The sequence below is a fragment of the Flavobacterium sp. HSC-32F16 genome, assembly GCF_024171645.1.
Taxonomy (GTDB): domain Bacteria; phylum Bacteroidota; class Bacteroidia; order Flavobacteriales; family Flavobacteriaceae; genus Flavobacterium.
In genome coordinates, this window is sequence record NZ_JALKAC010000001.1 from 100678 (window position 1) to 115566 (window position 14889).

17 protein-coding genes are annotated in these 14889 nt (G+C 32.9%); 4 read left to right on the forward strand and 13 right to left on the reverse strand.

The features are described 5' to 3' along the window. Window positions 1-34 precede the first annotated feature (34 nt). The 7 genes from L1276_RS00510 to L1276_RS00540 form a co-directional block, all read right to left on the reverse strand. Window positions 35-967: a transglutaminase family protein gene (locus tag L1276_RS00510; protein ID WP_253784378.1), complete on the reverse strand. Its 933-nt coding sequence runs from the start codon at window positions 965-967 to the stop codon at window positions 35-37. An 18-nt stretch (window positions 968-985) separates the two neighbouring features. Next, entirely contained in the window at window positions 986-1837 is an 852-nt protein-coding gene (locus tag L1276_RS00515; protein WP_253784379.1) for a substrate-binding domain-containing protein, read from the reverse strand. Between the two features lie 51 nt (window positions 1838-1888). After that, complete coding sequence (locus tag L1276_RS00520; RefSeq protein WP_253784380.1) at window positions 1889-2362, reverse strand: DUF4265 domain-containing protein; 474 nt, start codon at window positions 2360-2362, stop codon at window positions 1889-1891. Continuing rightward, window positions 2362-2754 carry a VOC family protein gene (locus L1276_RS00525; protein ID WP_253784382.1) on the reverse strand — a complete coding sequence of 131 codons (393 nt, stop codon included), beginning with the start codon at window positions 2752-2754 and terminating at the stop codon, window positions 2362-2364. The genes L1276_RS00520 and L1276_RS00525 overlap by 1 nt, the downstream gene beginning before the upstream one ends. Window positions 2755-2790: 36 nt before the next feature. Continuing rightward, window positions 2791-3660: a nucleoside phosphorylase gene (locus L1276_RS00530; protein ID WP_253784385.1), complete on the reverse strand. Its 870-nt coding sequence runs from the start codon at window positions 3658-3660 to the stop codon at window positions 2791-2793. A gap of 111 nt (window positions 3661-3771) precedes the next feature. Next, window positions 3772-4104, reverse strand: a complete 333-nt coding sequence (locus L1276_RS00535) for a translation initiation factor (RefSeq protein ID WP_253784387.1) — start codon at window positions 4102-4104, stop codon at window positions 3772-3774. A 130-nt stretch (window positions 4105-4234) separates the two neighbouring features. Then, window positions 4235-5185 carry an isopenicillin N synthase family oxygenase gene (locus L1276_RS00540; RefSeq protein WP_253784389.1) on the reverse strand — a complete coding sequence of 317 codons (951 nt, stop codon included), beginning with the start codon at window positions 5183-5185 and terminating at the stop codon, window positions 4235-4237. Window positions 5186-5353: 168 nt separating this feature from the next. Here L1276_RS00540 and L1276_RS00545 point away from each other — a divergent pair, with 168 nt between their 5' ends. Next, on the forward strand, window positions 5354-7330 hold the full coding sequence (locus tag L1276_RS00545; protein ID WP_253784391.1) for a thiamine pyrophosphate-dependent enzyme: 1977 nt from the start codon (window positions 5354-5356) through the stop codon (window positions 7328-7330). A 152-nt stretch (window positions 7331-7482) separates the two neighbouring features. On the opposite strand, the gene L1276_RS00550 is transcribed toward L1276_RS00545, so the two are convergent. From L1276_RS00550 to L1276_RS00565, 4 genes are all read right to left on the reverse strand, one after another. Further along, window positions 7483-8454, reverse strand: a complete 972-nt coding sequence (locus L1276_RS00550) for a zinc-binding alcohol dehydrogenase family protein (protein ID WP_253784393.1) — start codon at window positions 8452-8454, stop codon at window positions 7483-7485. A 193-nt stretch (window positions 8455-8647) separates the two neighbouring features. Further along, the gene (locus tag L1276_RS00555; RefSeq protein WP_253784396.1) at window positions 8648-9223 is read right to left on the reverse strand and encodes a Crp/Fnr family transcriptional regulator; all 576 of its coding nucleotides are present in this window, start codon (window positions 9221-9223) and stop codon (window positions 8648-8650) included. After that, complete coding sequence (locus tag L1276_RS00560; protein ID WP_253784398.1) at window positions 9224-9811, reverse strand: hypothetical protein; 588 nt, start codon at window positions 9809-9811, stop codon at window positions 9224-9226. It lies immediately after the preceding gene. Window positions 9812-9818: 7 nt separating this feature from the next. After that, entirely contained in the window at window positions 9819-10226 is a 408-nt protein-coding gene (locus L1276_RS00565; protein ID WP_253784400.1) for a glyoxalase, read from the reverse strand. A gap of 178 nt (window positions 10227-10404) precedes the next feature. Between L1276_RS00565 and L1276_RS00570 the strand changes: the two genes are divergently transcribed. Then, complete coding sequence (locus L1276_RS00570) at window positions 10405-10833, forward strand: hypothetical protein (protein WP_253784402.1); 429 nt, start codon at window positions 10405-10407, stop codon at window positions 10831-10833. A gap of 176 nt (window positions 10834-11009) precedes the next feature. On the opposite strand, the gene L1276_RS00575 is transcribed toward L1276_RS00570, so the two are convergent. Together L1276_RS00575 and L1276_RS00580 are read right to left on the reverse strand one after the other, a co-directional pair. After that, on the reverse strand, window positions 11010-12269 hold the full coding sequence (locus L1276_RS00575; protein ID WP_253784404.1) for a mechanosensitive ion channel family protein: 1260 nt from the start codon (window positions 12267-12269) through the stop codon (window positions 11010-11012). Further along, window positions 12262-12555 carry a DUF3817 domain-containing protein gene (locus L1276_RS00580; RefSeq protein ID WP_253784406.1) on the reverse strand — a complete coding sequence of 98 codons (294 nt, stop codon included), beginning with the start codon at window positions 12553-12555 and terminating at the stop codon, window positions 12262-12264. The genes L1276_RS00575 and L1276_RS00580 overlap by 8 nt, the downstream gene beginning before the upstream one ends. A 103-nt stretch (window positions 12556-12658) precedes the next feature. Here L1276_RS00580 and L1276_RS00585 point away from each other — a divergent pair, with 103 nt between their 5' ends. Together L1276_RS00585 and L1276_RS00590 are read left to right on the forward strand one after the other, a co-directional pair. Then, window positions 12659-13192: a DUF6155 family protein gene (locus L1276_RS00585; protein WP_253784408.1), complete on the forward strand. Its 534-nt coding sequence runs from the start codon at window positions 12659-12661 to the stop codon at window positions 13190-13192. 108 nt (window positions 13193-13300) lie between these two features. Next, window positions 13301-14839: a DEAD/DEAH box helicase gene (locus tag L1276_RS00590; RefSeq protein WP_253784411.1), complete on the forward strand. Its 1539-nt coding sequence runs from the start codon at window positions 13301-13303 to the stop codon at window positions 14837-14839. The last annotated feature ends 50 nt before the right edge of the window (window positions 14840-14889 follow it).

The following is a 14889-nucleotide window of genomic DNA, read 5'->3' on the forward strand; positions in this document are numbered from 1 at the left end:
AAAGATAATTACTTTGAAAGTTTGTTAAAAAGAATTAATTCAGGGTTAAAGCTCCCAGAATTTCTTCATACATAAACGGACCGCCGGGATATTTTGCAGTATAATCCAGATTCATCCAGACTTGTCCGCGTTCATCTATATGATAATGCAGTTTTTTACCATAACTTTCTTTTTGAAAAAGAACATTTTTAATTAGATAATTGATTTTTTCAAGATCAATCATTGAACCAATTAATATTTCTGGGTAAATATGGCCTTTAGTATGAATGAGCCTTGGCGTGCCTCCGATAGAACGAATCGCCGCAGCCATTAAAATTGAATGATCATCGCAGTCTCCAGAGAAATATTCTAATGATTCGCTGGCAGTGGCAATATAATCGCCGTCTTTTGGGTCGTTTACATAATTCCAGCGTCCGTTAATTTCTTTAAAAACAGCAAAACACTGAATAATAGTTCGGTAGTCTGAGTAGCCTTTAATTCCTTTAAAATGCTTTGTAGTAGCCATAATGGCAAAATTTCGCACTTTTGGGTTTTGATATTCTATGGCGCTGATAATTTTTGATCGATTTGGAAACGGAAGCAGTTTGGCTACAATAATATCCTGCGGATACGGATTGTCTGACATGGTATAAATCATCGAATTATAATCTTCAGAAATCTCGCTGAAACCATAATTTCCAATGACCGATCCGTAGAATAAAATCAATAGATAAACTGCAACGCATAAAATAATTATGGTTCGCAGATACATCAGCAAAAAGAAAATCGCGGCAAAAACAAAAATGAATATAAAAACACGATCGAGATTGAAAGCCCATTCTAAATCGATAAGATTTTGATGCAGAATGATAAATATCGGAATTGTAATAAAAAGACTCAACACAGAAATAATAATCCTATCCCAAGGCGATTTCACCTGTAATTTGGATTTTAACTGCGGAAGGTCAATTTTAGGAAAATTTATCATAAGAATCAAAAGCAGTATTTACAGCGCTTTTACCGTTTCAACAAAAGTACTTTTTTTATCAATAATTCCCAGATCAAATAATTGATTTTGAATTTTGATAAATGCTTTTTCGGTTAAATTTTTTTGAGACCATTGCGTTAATTTCAGCCATTCCTGAATATCTTCTGTTTTTTGATTAAATAATTCGGCCAAAGTTTTGTCTATGTCAGGAATCTGAGCAAAATCATGCGTGGTTTTATTGATAATTTCCAATACTTTTTCAACCACTTTTGGATTCTTTTTTAAGAACTCATCACGAACCGTTATCACAAATGAAGGCCATGGAGTAGGGCAGTCGCCCACACGTCTAAAAATTCCCTGGTCTACTAATGGTTTGGTCATAAAGCGCTCCCACATAAAATAATCTGCAGTTCCGTTGGTTAAAGCTTCAACAGCACCGTCAATCGTATTTATAATTTCAAATTGTAAATCATCACTTTTCCAGCCTTGTTCATCTGCATTTACATACGCCATCAATTGTGATCCTGAACCAATTCTGGAAATAGCTGCTTTTTTATTCTCTAAATCTTTTATAGTTTCAAAATTAGATTTTGCAGCAACGTGTATTCCCCAAATTAAAGGCGATTGTACATAAATCTGAACAATTTTACTGGGATTTCCTGCTGTTATATCTTTTACAATTCCTTCAGTTAAAATCACGGCCATATCAGCTTCGCCTTCGCGCAGCATCTCACACATTTTACCGGTGCCTTCAGGAACGTTTTTCCATTGTAAATCGATATTTTCTGCTTCAAATTCGCCATTTTCAATGCATAAATGCCATGGCAGATTGAAGTGCTCAGGAACACCTGCAATTTTTACAGTTTTCATTATAGTTTGAGTTTAAGTTAAGTCTGGTATGCGTATGCTTAAGTTTTTGCTTTAATTTTTTAATAAATCGGCCCTGTGTTTGTCTGAAAGACAAGGTTCTGCGTATTGAATTGTATCATTTGATTCATACTCGCGTAAAACGCTTCTTAAAATCGAATAATCAACATCTCGAACAACTTCTACTGATATAAAATTATCATTTAATCCTTCTGATAAACAATTAATTGCTTTTAGTTTTTCTCTAATAATTTCTTTATCAAAACCTTTTTCTAAAATGATTACCTGAACGATTGAATTTCCTGAATTTTCTATCGTTTCTCTGTAAACCAAACGTTTTTCTTCTTCATCAAATTCGGCGTAAAATAAATCATCTGTGGCGATCAGTGGTCCAAAAAATGGAATATTATCTAATTTAAAAAGTCCTTTTTCTAAATCTACAATTTCAGCCCACATCGTTTCTGAAACCGTTTCTTCTAAATAATCACTATAATATTTAAATAATATTTTTTTATGTGTTTCCTGCATTATTCTATTTCGCTTATTACAGCTTTTAATGGTGATATAATTATGCGATAACCGTCCGGATCCTGAATCATGGTTCCGTTTTCGTTCCAAAAAGGATTTACTGCGGTTATCACTGCAATATTGTGGTGTGTAATTTTCTTAATTAATTCGTTATAATCTGAAATCGTTTTGGGATAAAGCACTGTTATGTCATCTTCATCAAAGGTATGATTCGCATTTACATGAGACTGTGTAAATTCAAAATGCCAGTCGAGACCTGATTTTCCAATAAAAATTCCGTTATAATTGTTATGTTTTTCAAAACCTCCCAAGAGTTCAAAACCTAATATATTGACGTAAAAATCCTCAATTTTATTTAAATTATTGGTATGTCTGGCAACTCTTAAAAACATAAATTTTAGATTTAAAAAAATTATCAAATTTTCTAATTAATTCCCCGCCAATTTATTTAATGTATAGGTAATCAATTCATCTACTGCTTTATAAGGATCTTCGCTAAAAGTTCCGGAAGCACGATTGGCAATAATAGCATTTAAAGATAAGGCATTATGACCTAAAAGCGAAGAAAGGCCATAAATTGCTGCTGTTTCCATCTCTAAATTGGTAATTCGGTTATCATTAAAATTAAAATTATCCATTTTACTATTCAGCTCTTCATCCTGGATATTTAAACGCAAAACGCGTCCCTGAGGACCATAAAAACCTCCGGCTGTTGCCGTTATTCCTTTAAAAATTTTGTCTGATTCGATAATTTTCTCCAGTTTTTCAGAACATGGAATCACGTAAGGTCTTCCTTTTCTAATATCCCAGTTGGTGTGATAAATAAAAGCATCTTCGAGAGCTGTATTCGAAACTTCATCAATTAAATAGGAGCGAAGCATATTGTCTAATCCCAGTCCGAATTTTGACATAACAAAGCTGTCAACAGGAATATCTTCCTGCAGCGATCCTGAAGTTCCAATTCTGATAATATTTAAAGAAGTTAGTTTTTCTTTTGGTTGACGTGTTTTTAAATCAATATTTACCAACGCATCTAATTCGTTTACAACAATATCAATATTATCAGGACCAATTCCGGTAGACATTACAGAGATTCTTTTTCCTTTATAAATTCCGGTTTGGGTTTTAAATTCTCTCTTTTGTGTCGAATATTCGATTGAATCAAAAAACTGAGTAATTTTTTCAACTCTGTTCTGGTCTCCAACAAAAATTATATCGTTGGCAATATGTTCTGGACGAAGGTTTAAGTGGTAAACACTTCCATCCGGATTAAGTATTAATTCTGATTGTTTTATCATTTTTTTTCTTTTTGAGGTACAAAGATTTAAAGAGGTAAAGGGTCATTTTTTTTCTGCAGAGGCACAGCAGTGTCTCTCATTTATTTCAAGTTCGTATAACCTGAAACTATTTTACCCTCCAACTCTTTTGGTTTTAAATCCTTTTTCTTTTAAAATAGCCATAATTTTATCTCGGTAGTCGCCTTGTATAATGATAGAATCATCTTTAAAAGTACCGCCAACGCTTAGTTTTGTTTTAATTTCTTTGGCTAGTAATTTAAAATCTTCATCGCTTCCCTCATAACCTTCGATTATGGTAGTGGCTTTTCCTTTTCGCTTTTCGAATTTACAAATCATAGGTTCTTTCTGAATATAAAGAACATGGTCCTGTTCTTGAATTTCTTCCGGTTCGTTTGATTCTACGTGATCAGGAAATAAGTTTTTTAATTGATCTTTAAAGTCCATATTTTTTTATTCTGTAAAATAAATTTCCAACCATAAAGGTATTTAAAAATTAAATTCCAAACCCCATAACAGAGTTTGGAATTTGGAATTTTTTATCCTGACAGTATCAGGATTGGAATTTGTTTAATTTTTATTTTTTAATTAAACCTAATTCCACTAAACGTTCGTGTAAAAACTCGCCCGCTGTGATATCTTCGAATTTCTTAGGATTTTCTTCATCAATACAGTTTTCAAGGCAGTCTAAACGCATATCGCTTACAGGATGCATAAAAAACGGAACAGAATAACGAGAAGTTCCCCATAATTCTCTTGGCGGATTTACCACCTGGTGAATCGTTGATTTCAACTTGTTGTTTGTATGTCTTGATAACATATCTCCCACATTAATTACTAATTCGTCATCTGCTGCAATAGCATCAATCCAATCACCGTTGTGGTTTTGAACCTGAAGTCCTTTACCTTGGGCTCCCATTAATAAAGTAATTAAATTAATGTCGCCGTGAGCTGCTGCACGAATCGCATTTTCTGGCTCAGAAGTAATTGGCGGATAATGAATTGGTCTTAAAATAGAATTTCCTTCTTTTCCAAAGTTGTCAAAATAAAATTCATCTAAACCAAGATGTAAAGCCAAAGCTCTTAAAACATAAATTCCTGTTTTTTCAAGCATTTGATACGCTTCTTTTCCTACTTCATTAAAACGAGGAAGTTCTTTTACTTCAACGTTATCTGGGTATTCTGAAGCCCATTTAGAATCTTTGTCAACATACTGACCAAAATGCCAGAATTCCTTCAAATCTCCTTCTTTACGTCCTTTAGCATGTTCTTTTCCAAAAGAAACATAACCTCTCTGGCCGCCAATTCCGGGAATTTCATAATTATGCTTAGTTTCTACTGGCAAGGCGAAAAATTTTCTAATTTCACCATAAAGTTCGTCTACCAATTTGTCATCTAAAAAATGACCTTTTAAGGCAACGAAGCCAATGTTTTCAAATGCACTGCCGATTTCATTTACAAATTTTTGTTTACGTTTCGGGTCGTCCGAAAGGAAATCACGTAAGTCTACACTAGGAATGTTTTGCATACTTTACATTTTTATTTAAGAAAAAAGGTATAAACCTTTCCAAAACAAAGGTAAATAATATTTTAGATTTGAATTTTAAATCTTTTAATAAAATTGAAAAAATCAAACCAAAACAATCGAAATTGTTTGATTTTTTTATCTTTGATAAAAACTAAACTTACCAGACCAATGATCTTTTACAGAGAAAAACTTACTGATGAAAAATTACTAGATTTATATAAAAAACTTCTGAAACCGCGCTTAATAGAAGAAAAAATGTTGATTTTGATTCGACAAGGCAAAGTTTCAAAATGGTTTTCCGGAATAGGGCAGGAAGCTATTGCTGTGGGAGTTACCTCTGTTTTAGACGATTCTGAATATGTATTGCCAATGCACCGAAATCTGGGTGTTTTTACAACAAGAGATATTCCGCTGCACAGACTTTTTTCGCAATGGCAGGGAAAAGCTAACGGTTTTACAAAAGGCCGTGACAGAAGTTTTCACTTTGGAACTCAGGAATACAATATTATTGGAATGATTTCGCATTTGGGTCCGCAGCTTGGGATTGCTGACGGAATTGCCCTAGCGAATAAACTTAAGGACAATAAAAAAATTACAGCCGTTTTTACTGGTGAAGGTGCTACAAGCGAAGGTGATTTTCATGAAGCATTAAATATTGCGGCGGTTTGGAAACTTCCGGTTATGTTTATTATTGAAAATAACGGTTACGGACTTTCTACACCAACAAATGAGCAATATTTATGCGAAAACCTCGCCGATAAAGGAATTGGTTACGGTATTGAAAGCTGGATTATTGACGGAAATAATATTGTAGAAGTTTACAATAAATTATCGAAGTTAAAAGAGGATATGATCGAAAATCCCCATCCGGTTTTATTAGAATTTAAAACTTTTAGAATGCGCGGCCACGAAGAAGCGAGCGGTACTAAATATGTTCCGCAGGAATTAATGGATCAGTGGGAGCTTAGAGACCCTGTTACTAATTATAAAAAATATTTAACTGAAATTGGAATTCTTACTGAAGAACTCGATGATCAGTTTCGCTCTGAAATTAAAAAGGAAATTGACGAAAACTGGGCGATGGCAAATGCCGAACCTGAAATCGAAGCTACTTATAGCGGAGAATTAGATGATGTTTACAAACCGTATCAATTTGAAGAAGTTAACCCAGAATCAGGTAACGCTAATATTCGATTTATTGATGCTATCAGAAACGGTTTAAGCGAATCAATGCAGCGTCATAAAAACCTCGTTATTATGGGTCAGGACATTGCAGAATACGGAGGCGCTTTTAAAATAACAGACGGATTTGTTGAATATTTTGGAAAAGAACGTGTTCGAAATACGCCAATCTGCGAGAGTGCTGTTGTTTCGACTGCAATGGGATTATCGATTAATAATTATAAAGCAATTGTAGAAATGCAGTTTGCTGATTTTGTTTCTACAGGTTTTAATCCAATTGTAAATTTACTGGCAAAATCCCATTATCGCTGGGGTGAAAAAGCCGATGTTGTAGTTCGTATGCCTTGTGGCGGCGGAACTCAGGCCGGGCCGTTTCACTCACAGACAAATGAAGCCTGGTTTACTAAAACACCCGGTTTAAAAGTGGTTTATCCTGCTTTTCCGTATGATGCAAAAGGATTATTAAATACTGCGATTAATGATCCGAATCCGGTTTTATTTTTTGAACACAAACAATTATACAGAAGCGTTTATCAAGACGTTCCAACAGATTATTACACACTTCCATTTGGAAAAGCATCTTTAATAAAAGAAGGAAATGCGGTAACGATTATTGCTTTTGGGGCTCCGGTTCACTGGGCTTTAGAAACTTTGGCTAAACATCCTGAAATAGAAGCTGACTTAATTGACTTAAGAACATTGCAGCCACTTGATACCGAAACTATTTTTGCTTCAGTTAAAAAGACAGGAAAAGCAATAATTTATCAGGAAGACACTTTGTTTGGAGGAATTGCAAGTGATATTTCGGCTTTAATTATGGAAGAATGTTTCCAATATTTAGATGCTCCGGTAAAAAGAGTAGCGAGTTTAGATTCACCAATTCCGTTTACAAAAGCACTAGAAGATCAGTTTTTAGCTAAGAATAGATTTGAGGAAGTTTTGAAGGAATTGTTAGCGTATTAAAAAATTTAAATACATAGAAACATAGTTTTTTCAAACCGATTAAAGGCGTTTCACTTAGTTTAAACAAACATAGCTATGTTTGAAAACTAGTTTCTTTTTATATTCTTTATTCAAGAAATAAAATCTATGTTTCTATGTGTTTAAAAAACTTTTTAGATTAAAATAACCAATCTTTTTCCATCAGAAACTTCTGCGTTCCACATTTTCTCGATATCGACTAAATTCACCTTTTCAATATTTACTTTTAATTTGTTTTGAGAAGCCAGAAGAAACATTTCAGGAAGTATTTCTGAAAATAAAAGTTTCACTTCATCTTTTGTCCAACTCCCTAAACCAGATCCAGATAATTGCAAATCAACACTTCGTAAAATTTGAGATGATAATTGAATTACATCTCCCGACATTGAACCAACAGAAACATATCTCGTTTTAGGAGTAAAATTTCCGTTTCCTTTTAAAACCGAAAGAATAAGCTCTGCCGAATGTCCCCATAAATAATCCAAAACAATATCAATTGGTGTATTTTGATGGATTTCTTTTAACTGAGAAATAAACGATTCGTCATTTTGTTTTAGAGAAACAATTTCGTCAGCTCCTAATTCTAAAAGACTTTGAAGTGTTTTCTCGTTTCTTCCTGTAACAATTATTTTCTTCGCTCCATAATATTTCGCAATCTGAATGGCCATTTGGCCTGTAAAACCTGTTGCGCCATTAATTAAAACCGTTTCTCCAGGTTTTATTCCGGCTCTAAATCGAAGCGCCATTGCCGAACCTGCAACCGCATTTGGCATTGCTGCAGCCGTTGCAACATCAATTCCGTATGGTAATGCAACCATTCTGTTTTTCTCTACTAAAGCTTTTTCGGCTATTGTTCCGGAAATTCCTCGTGCATAAACTGTGGTTCCATTTTCGAGCAAACCAATGGCGTCACTCCCAATTATAAATCCGTTTTGATTTTCATTTTCCGAAGAATAATGTTCACCACTTGCAATTCCTTTATCCAGATTGGTAATCGCCACGGCTTTAACCGAAATTAAAACCTCATTTTCATTTGCTGCGACTGGCTCTTGGAATTCTGCATATTTTGGCAATTCGCCCATTTTATAAACTACTGCTGCTTTCATAATTTTTATAAATATTAAATTTTATGAAGCAAAATTATACAGCCGTTTATGGACAGGCAATAACATTTGTTATCAAATGAAATAAGAAACAATTATCAAGTTTTTTTTTTTAACCATATAAGTTATATAAGTTCATTTAAATTGAAAGCTAAAACTTAAATTTTCTTATATAACTTATATGGTGAAATTTTAATTATTTTTTGTGAACCAATTTACTTTTGATTCGGCTTAAATGAACCGTACTCACACCAAGATAAGATGCAATGTAATGCTGCGGAACGCGCTGCACAATTTGAGGTTTTTCTTCAATTAAACTGAGATAACGTTGAGTAGGGGAGTCTTTTATGAAAGAAAAAAAGTGTTTCATATAATCAAATGTTCTTTGAAAAAGCATATTAATTAACCGATCCCGAAGTTCAGGGATTTCTTTTATTTCTTCCAAAATTGTGTCAACATCATTTTTAGAAACCCACCATAAAACAGAAGGTTCGATTGTTTCTACCACAACCGGACTCGGGAATTTTTTAATGAAACTTTCGATAGAAGCAACGCTCTGATTTTCGAAAAAGAACTGTGAAGTTAAATCTTTTCCGTTATTATTAAACCAAACCCTGATACAGCCTTTTTCTATTATAAAAAGCTTTTTAGAAACTTCGCCTTCTTCAATCAAAACTGTTTTGACCGGAACTTCAATACGGTTGAAATAACTGGTATATTCGTTCCATTTTTCATCAGTTAAAGGGAATTTATTTCGGAATTGTTCGAACATTTATATCAGTTTAAGTTCTTTTGCTAAAGTAAAATTTGTAGTCACAAGCAAGTTATCACTCATACCATAAACTTCATTCTGTTCTGAATCTTTAAATTTAGAAGCACTCAAAATTATTGTTTTCTCATTTTCTGTCCTAAGTAAAAAAGTCTGTGGATAAATATAATACTTCGTATTTGTATCATCTAAATTTGAAGAAGATACTTTTTCCCAATTGATTTTAAAATCAATAATTTTCTGACCAATTAAGTTAATCCACTTTTCCTCATTAGAAACATCCCATTTTTGCTCGTAATCATTAGGTTTTTCTTCTAAATCAATTTCTTTTGACAATAGTCCATAACTAAAAAAGGTATTGTCCCAAAAAACATAAATCGTTTTGTTTGTAGTTTTAAAATAAATAGAATGATCAAGAGAATCTATATCTGAATATTTTGTGTTATAAAGTGGTTCTGGAGAAAGCACAATATTTTCATCATCTAAATTGCAGTAATCTATTTCTCCATAAATAATTCCTTCAATTATTTCTTCAACAAACATTTTGCGACAATTGTTTTCATAAACAATGTGTTCATCCGTTAATAGCATAGAATAACTATTTAGAATCTGATTCAACCTCAAACAACTGCACCTGACTTTTCAATCTCTCAATCAACAAATTCATCATTCGTTTATTTAAACTTGAGGAGTTCTGAATGTAGGTTTCATATTCTTCAATTGTAAAAAGTGCCATTACTATTCCTTTTAGGGAATTTCTGAACTTAATATCTTTTTGAATGGAGTTTTCTATTGTCTGGAGTTTTTTTTCGACAGAATAGGAATAAAAATCGGCTTTGTTTTTATTGACATAATTAATAAAAACCGCTACAAACAAATCATTTTGAAGTTTCAATATAGGTCTAATGGTTTGATTTTGAAAGATTTCATCTGTAGAAGATTGAGCACTTACGGTCCCTAAAGTTTCGCCTCTGAATTCTCTTAAAAAAATATCTCTATCTGCCATGTTTTTTATTTAAATTTAGAAAAAAATCTAATACAAAAAATTAAACAATAAAAGTAATATCAGAAATTTTAAGTTTTATTCTCTTAAAAGACTGAAATTGCTTGTATGTAGAAAATAAATTAATTTAGCGAAGCACATACTATAAACTTATTAATTAGGCAGTCTAAAAAATACACTTATGAAAATAACATCTTTCTCTTTTTTTCTCTTGATTGTCACTGTTCTTATTTCTTGTAATTCAAAGGAAAAGAAAGATAACTATAAAGAAGTTTCCTATCAGGCTGTAAACAATAAAGACACTGCTGTTTTAGCGATAAAAATCAGCGATAAACGTTTTTACGGACGTTACGAAATTTCGTATTACGGAGTAGGGAAGGATTCGGGAGATGTAAGGGGAGACATAAAGGGAAATACTTTGACAGGAGATTTTCATTATATCTCTAACGGCGGCAGCTGGAAAAGAATCCCTTTAGCTTTGCTTAAAAAAGACAGCAAATTGATTTTAGGAAATGGTGTAGTAGGAACTTATATGAATCTTCCGTGTTTTATTCAGGGAACTTTAAATTACAATGATCCTAAGTTTGTTTTTGAAGAGACGGGGAGATAGTTTTTTTTTTCAAGTTTCAGGTTTTCATTTCGAGGAGTGAGAAATCGTACAAGAGATTCTATACAGAATGCCGCCAATCTTTGACGATATACGTGTGCGATTTCTCCTTTCAGTCGAAATGACAATACTTTAGACAAAGCTGAGAACATGAAACCTGAAACTTGAAACAAAAAAACTCACCTGTCCAATCGTCCAATCTGAGATGGCAGTTCGAATATTTCAAGATCGAAATAAATAACTGACGCCATAACATGATCGAAAATATCCGACATTATGTATTCGTAGTTTGCCCAGCGTTTATCACTCGAAAAAACATAAATTTCCAACGGCACTCCATGCGCCGTAGATTGCAGCTGGCGGCACATAATATGCATGTTTTTATTTAATCCCGGATGATCTAATAAATACTGCATGATATATTTTCTAAACATACCTAAATTGGTCATATTACGACCATTAAGCAAAAGTGATTTATCAATTCCGCGAAGATCATTGTACTTTTCAATTTCGGCTTGTCTGGTTTCGATATACGAAGTAATAAGCTGAATTCCTTTCATGTGATTTAAATCATCATTATTAAGGAAACGAATGCTGCTGCTTTTTATTAAAACATGTCTTTTAATACGTCTTCCTTCAGATTTCTGCATGCCTCGCCAGTTTTGGAAAGAATCTGAACTCAAGGCATACGTTGGAATCGTGGTAATCGTATTATCAAAATTGCGGACTTTTACTGTTGTGAGATTGATTTCAATTACATCTCCATCAGCACCAAATTTATCCATCGTAATCCAGTCACCAATGCGAACCATATCGTTTATGGCAACCTGAACACTGGAAACAAATCCCAAAATTGTATCTCTGAAAATCAAGATAATAATAGCCGAAAGTGTTCCTAAAATGGTTAACAATTCACCTTTTTTGATTCCGAATAAAGTCGATATAATCATGGCAACCCCAAAAATCCAAAGTACGATCATAATAACCTGAACGAAGCTGTCGATAGGTTTGTCGCTGTATTCCGGTTTTTGTTTTAAATAATCACGTAAAGCATTAAAAATCGTCCTGATGATCCATAAGCTGATCAGAACGATATAAATACCGACAATTTTTCCAAAAAGCAGTTCCCAATATTCGTATTTATCCAGAATAATAGGAACGGCTTTGTAAATAAAGAAAAACGGAATTAAATACGCTGTGTATTTTGTGGTTTTGTTGTGTATTAAATAATCGTCAAATTTGGTTTTGGTTCGCTGCGCAAAAACGGCAGTTAATGTTACCAAAACAAATTTTGCGATATAATATATTGCTAACGCCAGAAGCAGCATAATAGCAATATTAAAGACCAGACTTATATAAGACGCAAAATTGCGGCTCATTCCCCAATCTCTGAAAAGCGGATATAAAAAATTAAATATTTTATCCAAAAGCTTAAGCATTTGCTTTATTTTCTAAATATTTTTTCTCAACATAAAATGTTCCAAACGGAATAAGAGAAGCAATTAGAATGATAGCAAAGGTTTTTAAATCCCAATTTTGAGATTTTTTCAATAAAAAAGCCAAAATAATATAACCAATAAATAAAACACCATGTGTCATTCCTAATGGTCTTAATAAAGTATGATAAAGTTCAGGATTGTTAGTTTTAATAATAAGCATGTTAGCAAATAAAACCAGATAAGAGACTCCTTCTAAAATAGCGGTAACTTTGAAAATCTTAAGCATGTAGATATTTTTTGAAATTATATGGGCAAAATTAAGTATTAGGATTGGTTTTTGAGTTATGTGTCAGGAAAGTAATTTACTTTTGTATTCTTAAACTTTGATAATGAGCAAACGCGATTTAAAAAAATATTTAGCCGAATTAACCAAAGAACAACTCGAAGAACAACTTATTGAACTTTACGAAAAGTTTAGTCCTGTAAAAGTGTATTACGACTTTGTTTTTAACCCGAAAGAAGACAAACTTCTGCAGGAATCTAAAGTAAAAATTTCGCATGAATATTTTCCTGTAAAAAAGCCAAACGCAAAGTGGCGGCCAAGGGCTAAAATGCGACGTTCTGTTGCTCAAAAAATCATAAAACATTTTATTTCTTTAGGAGTTGATTCTTTTGTAATTGCCGATTTAATGTTTTACAACATAGAAATTGCGCAAACGTATTCGTCAAATAATCTTATTAAACAGGAATTGTTTTACAAAAGTATCTTCAATTCATTTGAGCAGGCAGTAAATTTTGCTATTTCTAATGGAATTTTACCTGAATTTAAATCAAGAATTGAGGCAATTTATCAAGAGACTTTGCAGCAAAAATGGAAAAACAGGTATGATTTTGAAGCAATTTTAGAAAAAATCGACTTATAAAAGCACTTCCTATAAAAAATCTTATTTAAAAAAAACATTTATTTTAGGTTAAAATAAGATGAATAACTGTTTTTTAGGTGTATTTTTGCAAAAATCCAAAAATAAACAATGTCTCAAAACACTTTAGAAATAGAAAGAGAAGAGAAAAAAGAACTTTATGCATACCAAAAAGGCGATATTGATGCCATTTTTGACCGCTTAGATAATGCTCCTCAAAAACATCATTTATTGTATCAATTGCCAACTGGAGGCGGTAAAACAGTAATATTCTCAGAAATTGTACGTCGTTATTTATCTAATAATGACAAAAAAGTGGTTGTTTTAACTCACCGAATCGAGCTTTGCAAACAAACTTCAAAAATGCTGAAAGGCTTTGGCGTAAGCAATAAAATAATCAATAGTAAGGTAAAAGAATTACCGGACCAAAATGAGTATTCATGCTTTGTAGCAATGGTCGAAACTTTGAAAAACCGTATCAACGATGAGAAATTACATCTTGATAATATTGGTTTGGTGATTATTGATGAGGCACATTACAATTCATTCAGAAAATTATTAAACTCATTCAAAAATGCTTTCATTTTAGGAGTTACAGCAACACCTTTGAGTTCAAACATAAAATTACCAATGCACCAAAGCTACGACGAACTGATCGTTGGAGATACAATTGGTTCACTGATCGACAAAGGATTTTTGGCCAGAGCAACAACTTATAGTTATGATGTTGGTTTGACTTCATTAAAAGTGGGTATTAACGGTGATTATACCGTAAAATCTTCTGATGATTTGTATACCAATTCCTTAATGCAGGAAAAATTACTTCATGCGTATACAGAGCGTTCTTTAGGAAAGAAAACACTAATTTTCAATAACGGTATTCATACATCATTATATGTATACGATACTTTTAGAGAAGCGGGTTACGATATTCGACACCTTGATAACACAAGCAGTTCTGAAGAACGTAAAGATATCCTGGCATGGTTTAAGAAAACTCCGGATGCTATTTTGACTTCTGTCGGAATTTTAACAACTGGTTTTGATGAGCCAACTGTTGAGACTATTATCTTAAACAGAGCAACAAAATCATTGACCTTATATTTCCAGATGATTGGCCGCGGATCTCGTAAATTACCTGGTAAAGACGAATTTACAGTAATCGATTTAGGAAATAACGCCGCACGTTTTGGGTTATGGAGCGAACCGGTAAACTGGCAGCATATTTTTAAATCTCCGGAATTCTATCTTGAAAATCTAAGAGATGATACTGAAATCGAAATGTTCTTTAAATACAGCATGCCACCAGAATTAAGAGCAAAATTTAGTAAAACTGCCGATGTTAGTTTTGATGTTGATGAAGAACACAAACTGGCTATAAAACAAAATTTACGTTCAAAAATTGTTTTAGATAAATCACTTGAGCAGCATGCCGCAATGTGTGTTGATAATACTGAAACACTTCAGGAAGCTAAAAGTTTATCTAAAGAACTGGAGGATGACATTGAATGCAGAATTAAACGTTATGCAAAATGTCTTAGCCAATGCAGTAAAAACTACCGCGAATGGCTTCTTGATGATTACAAGCAAAGATTAACCTTATTAGTAGGGAAAAAATATCGTGAAAAAATCATGAACGAACCGGATTGATTTTAGAATTGTTTCAAGTTTCAGGTTTCATGTTTCAAGTTGTTGGAATC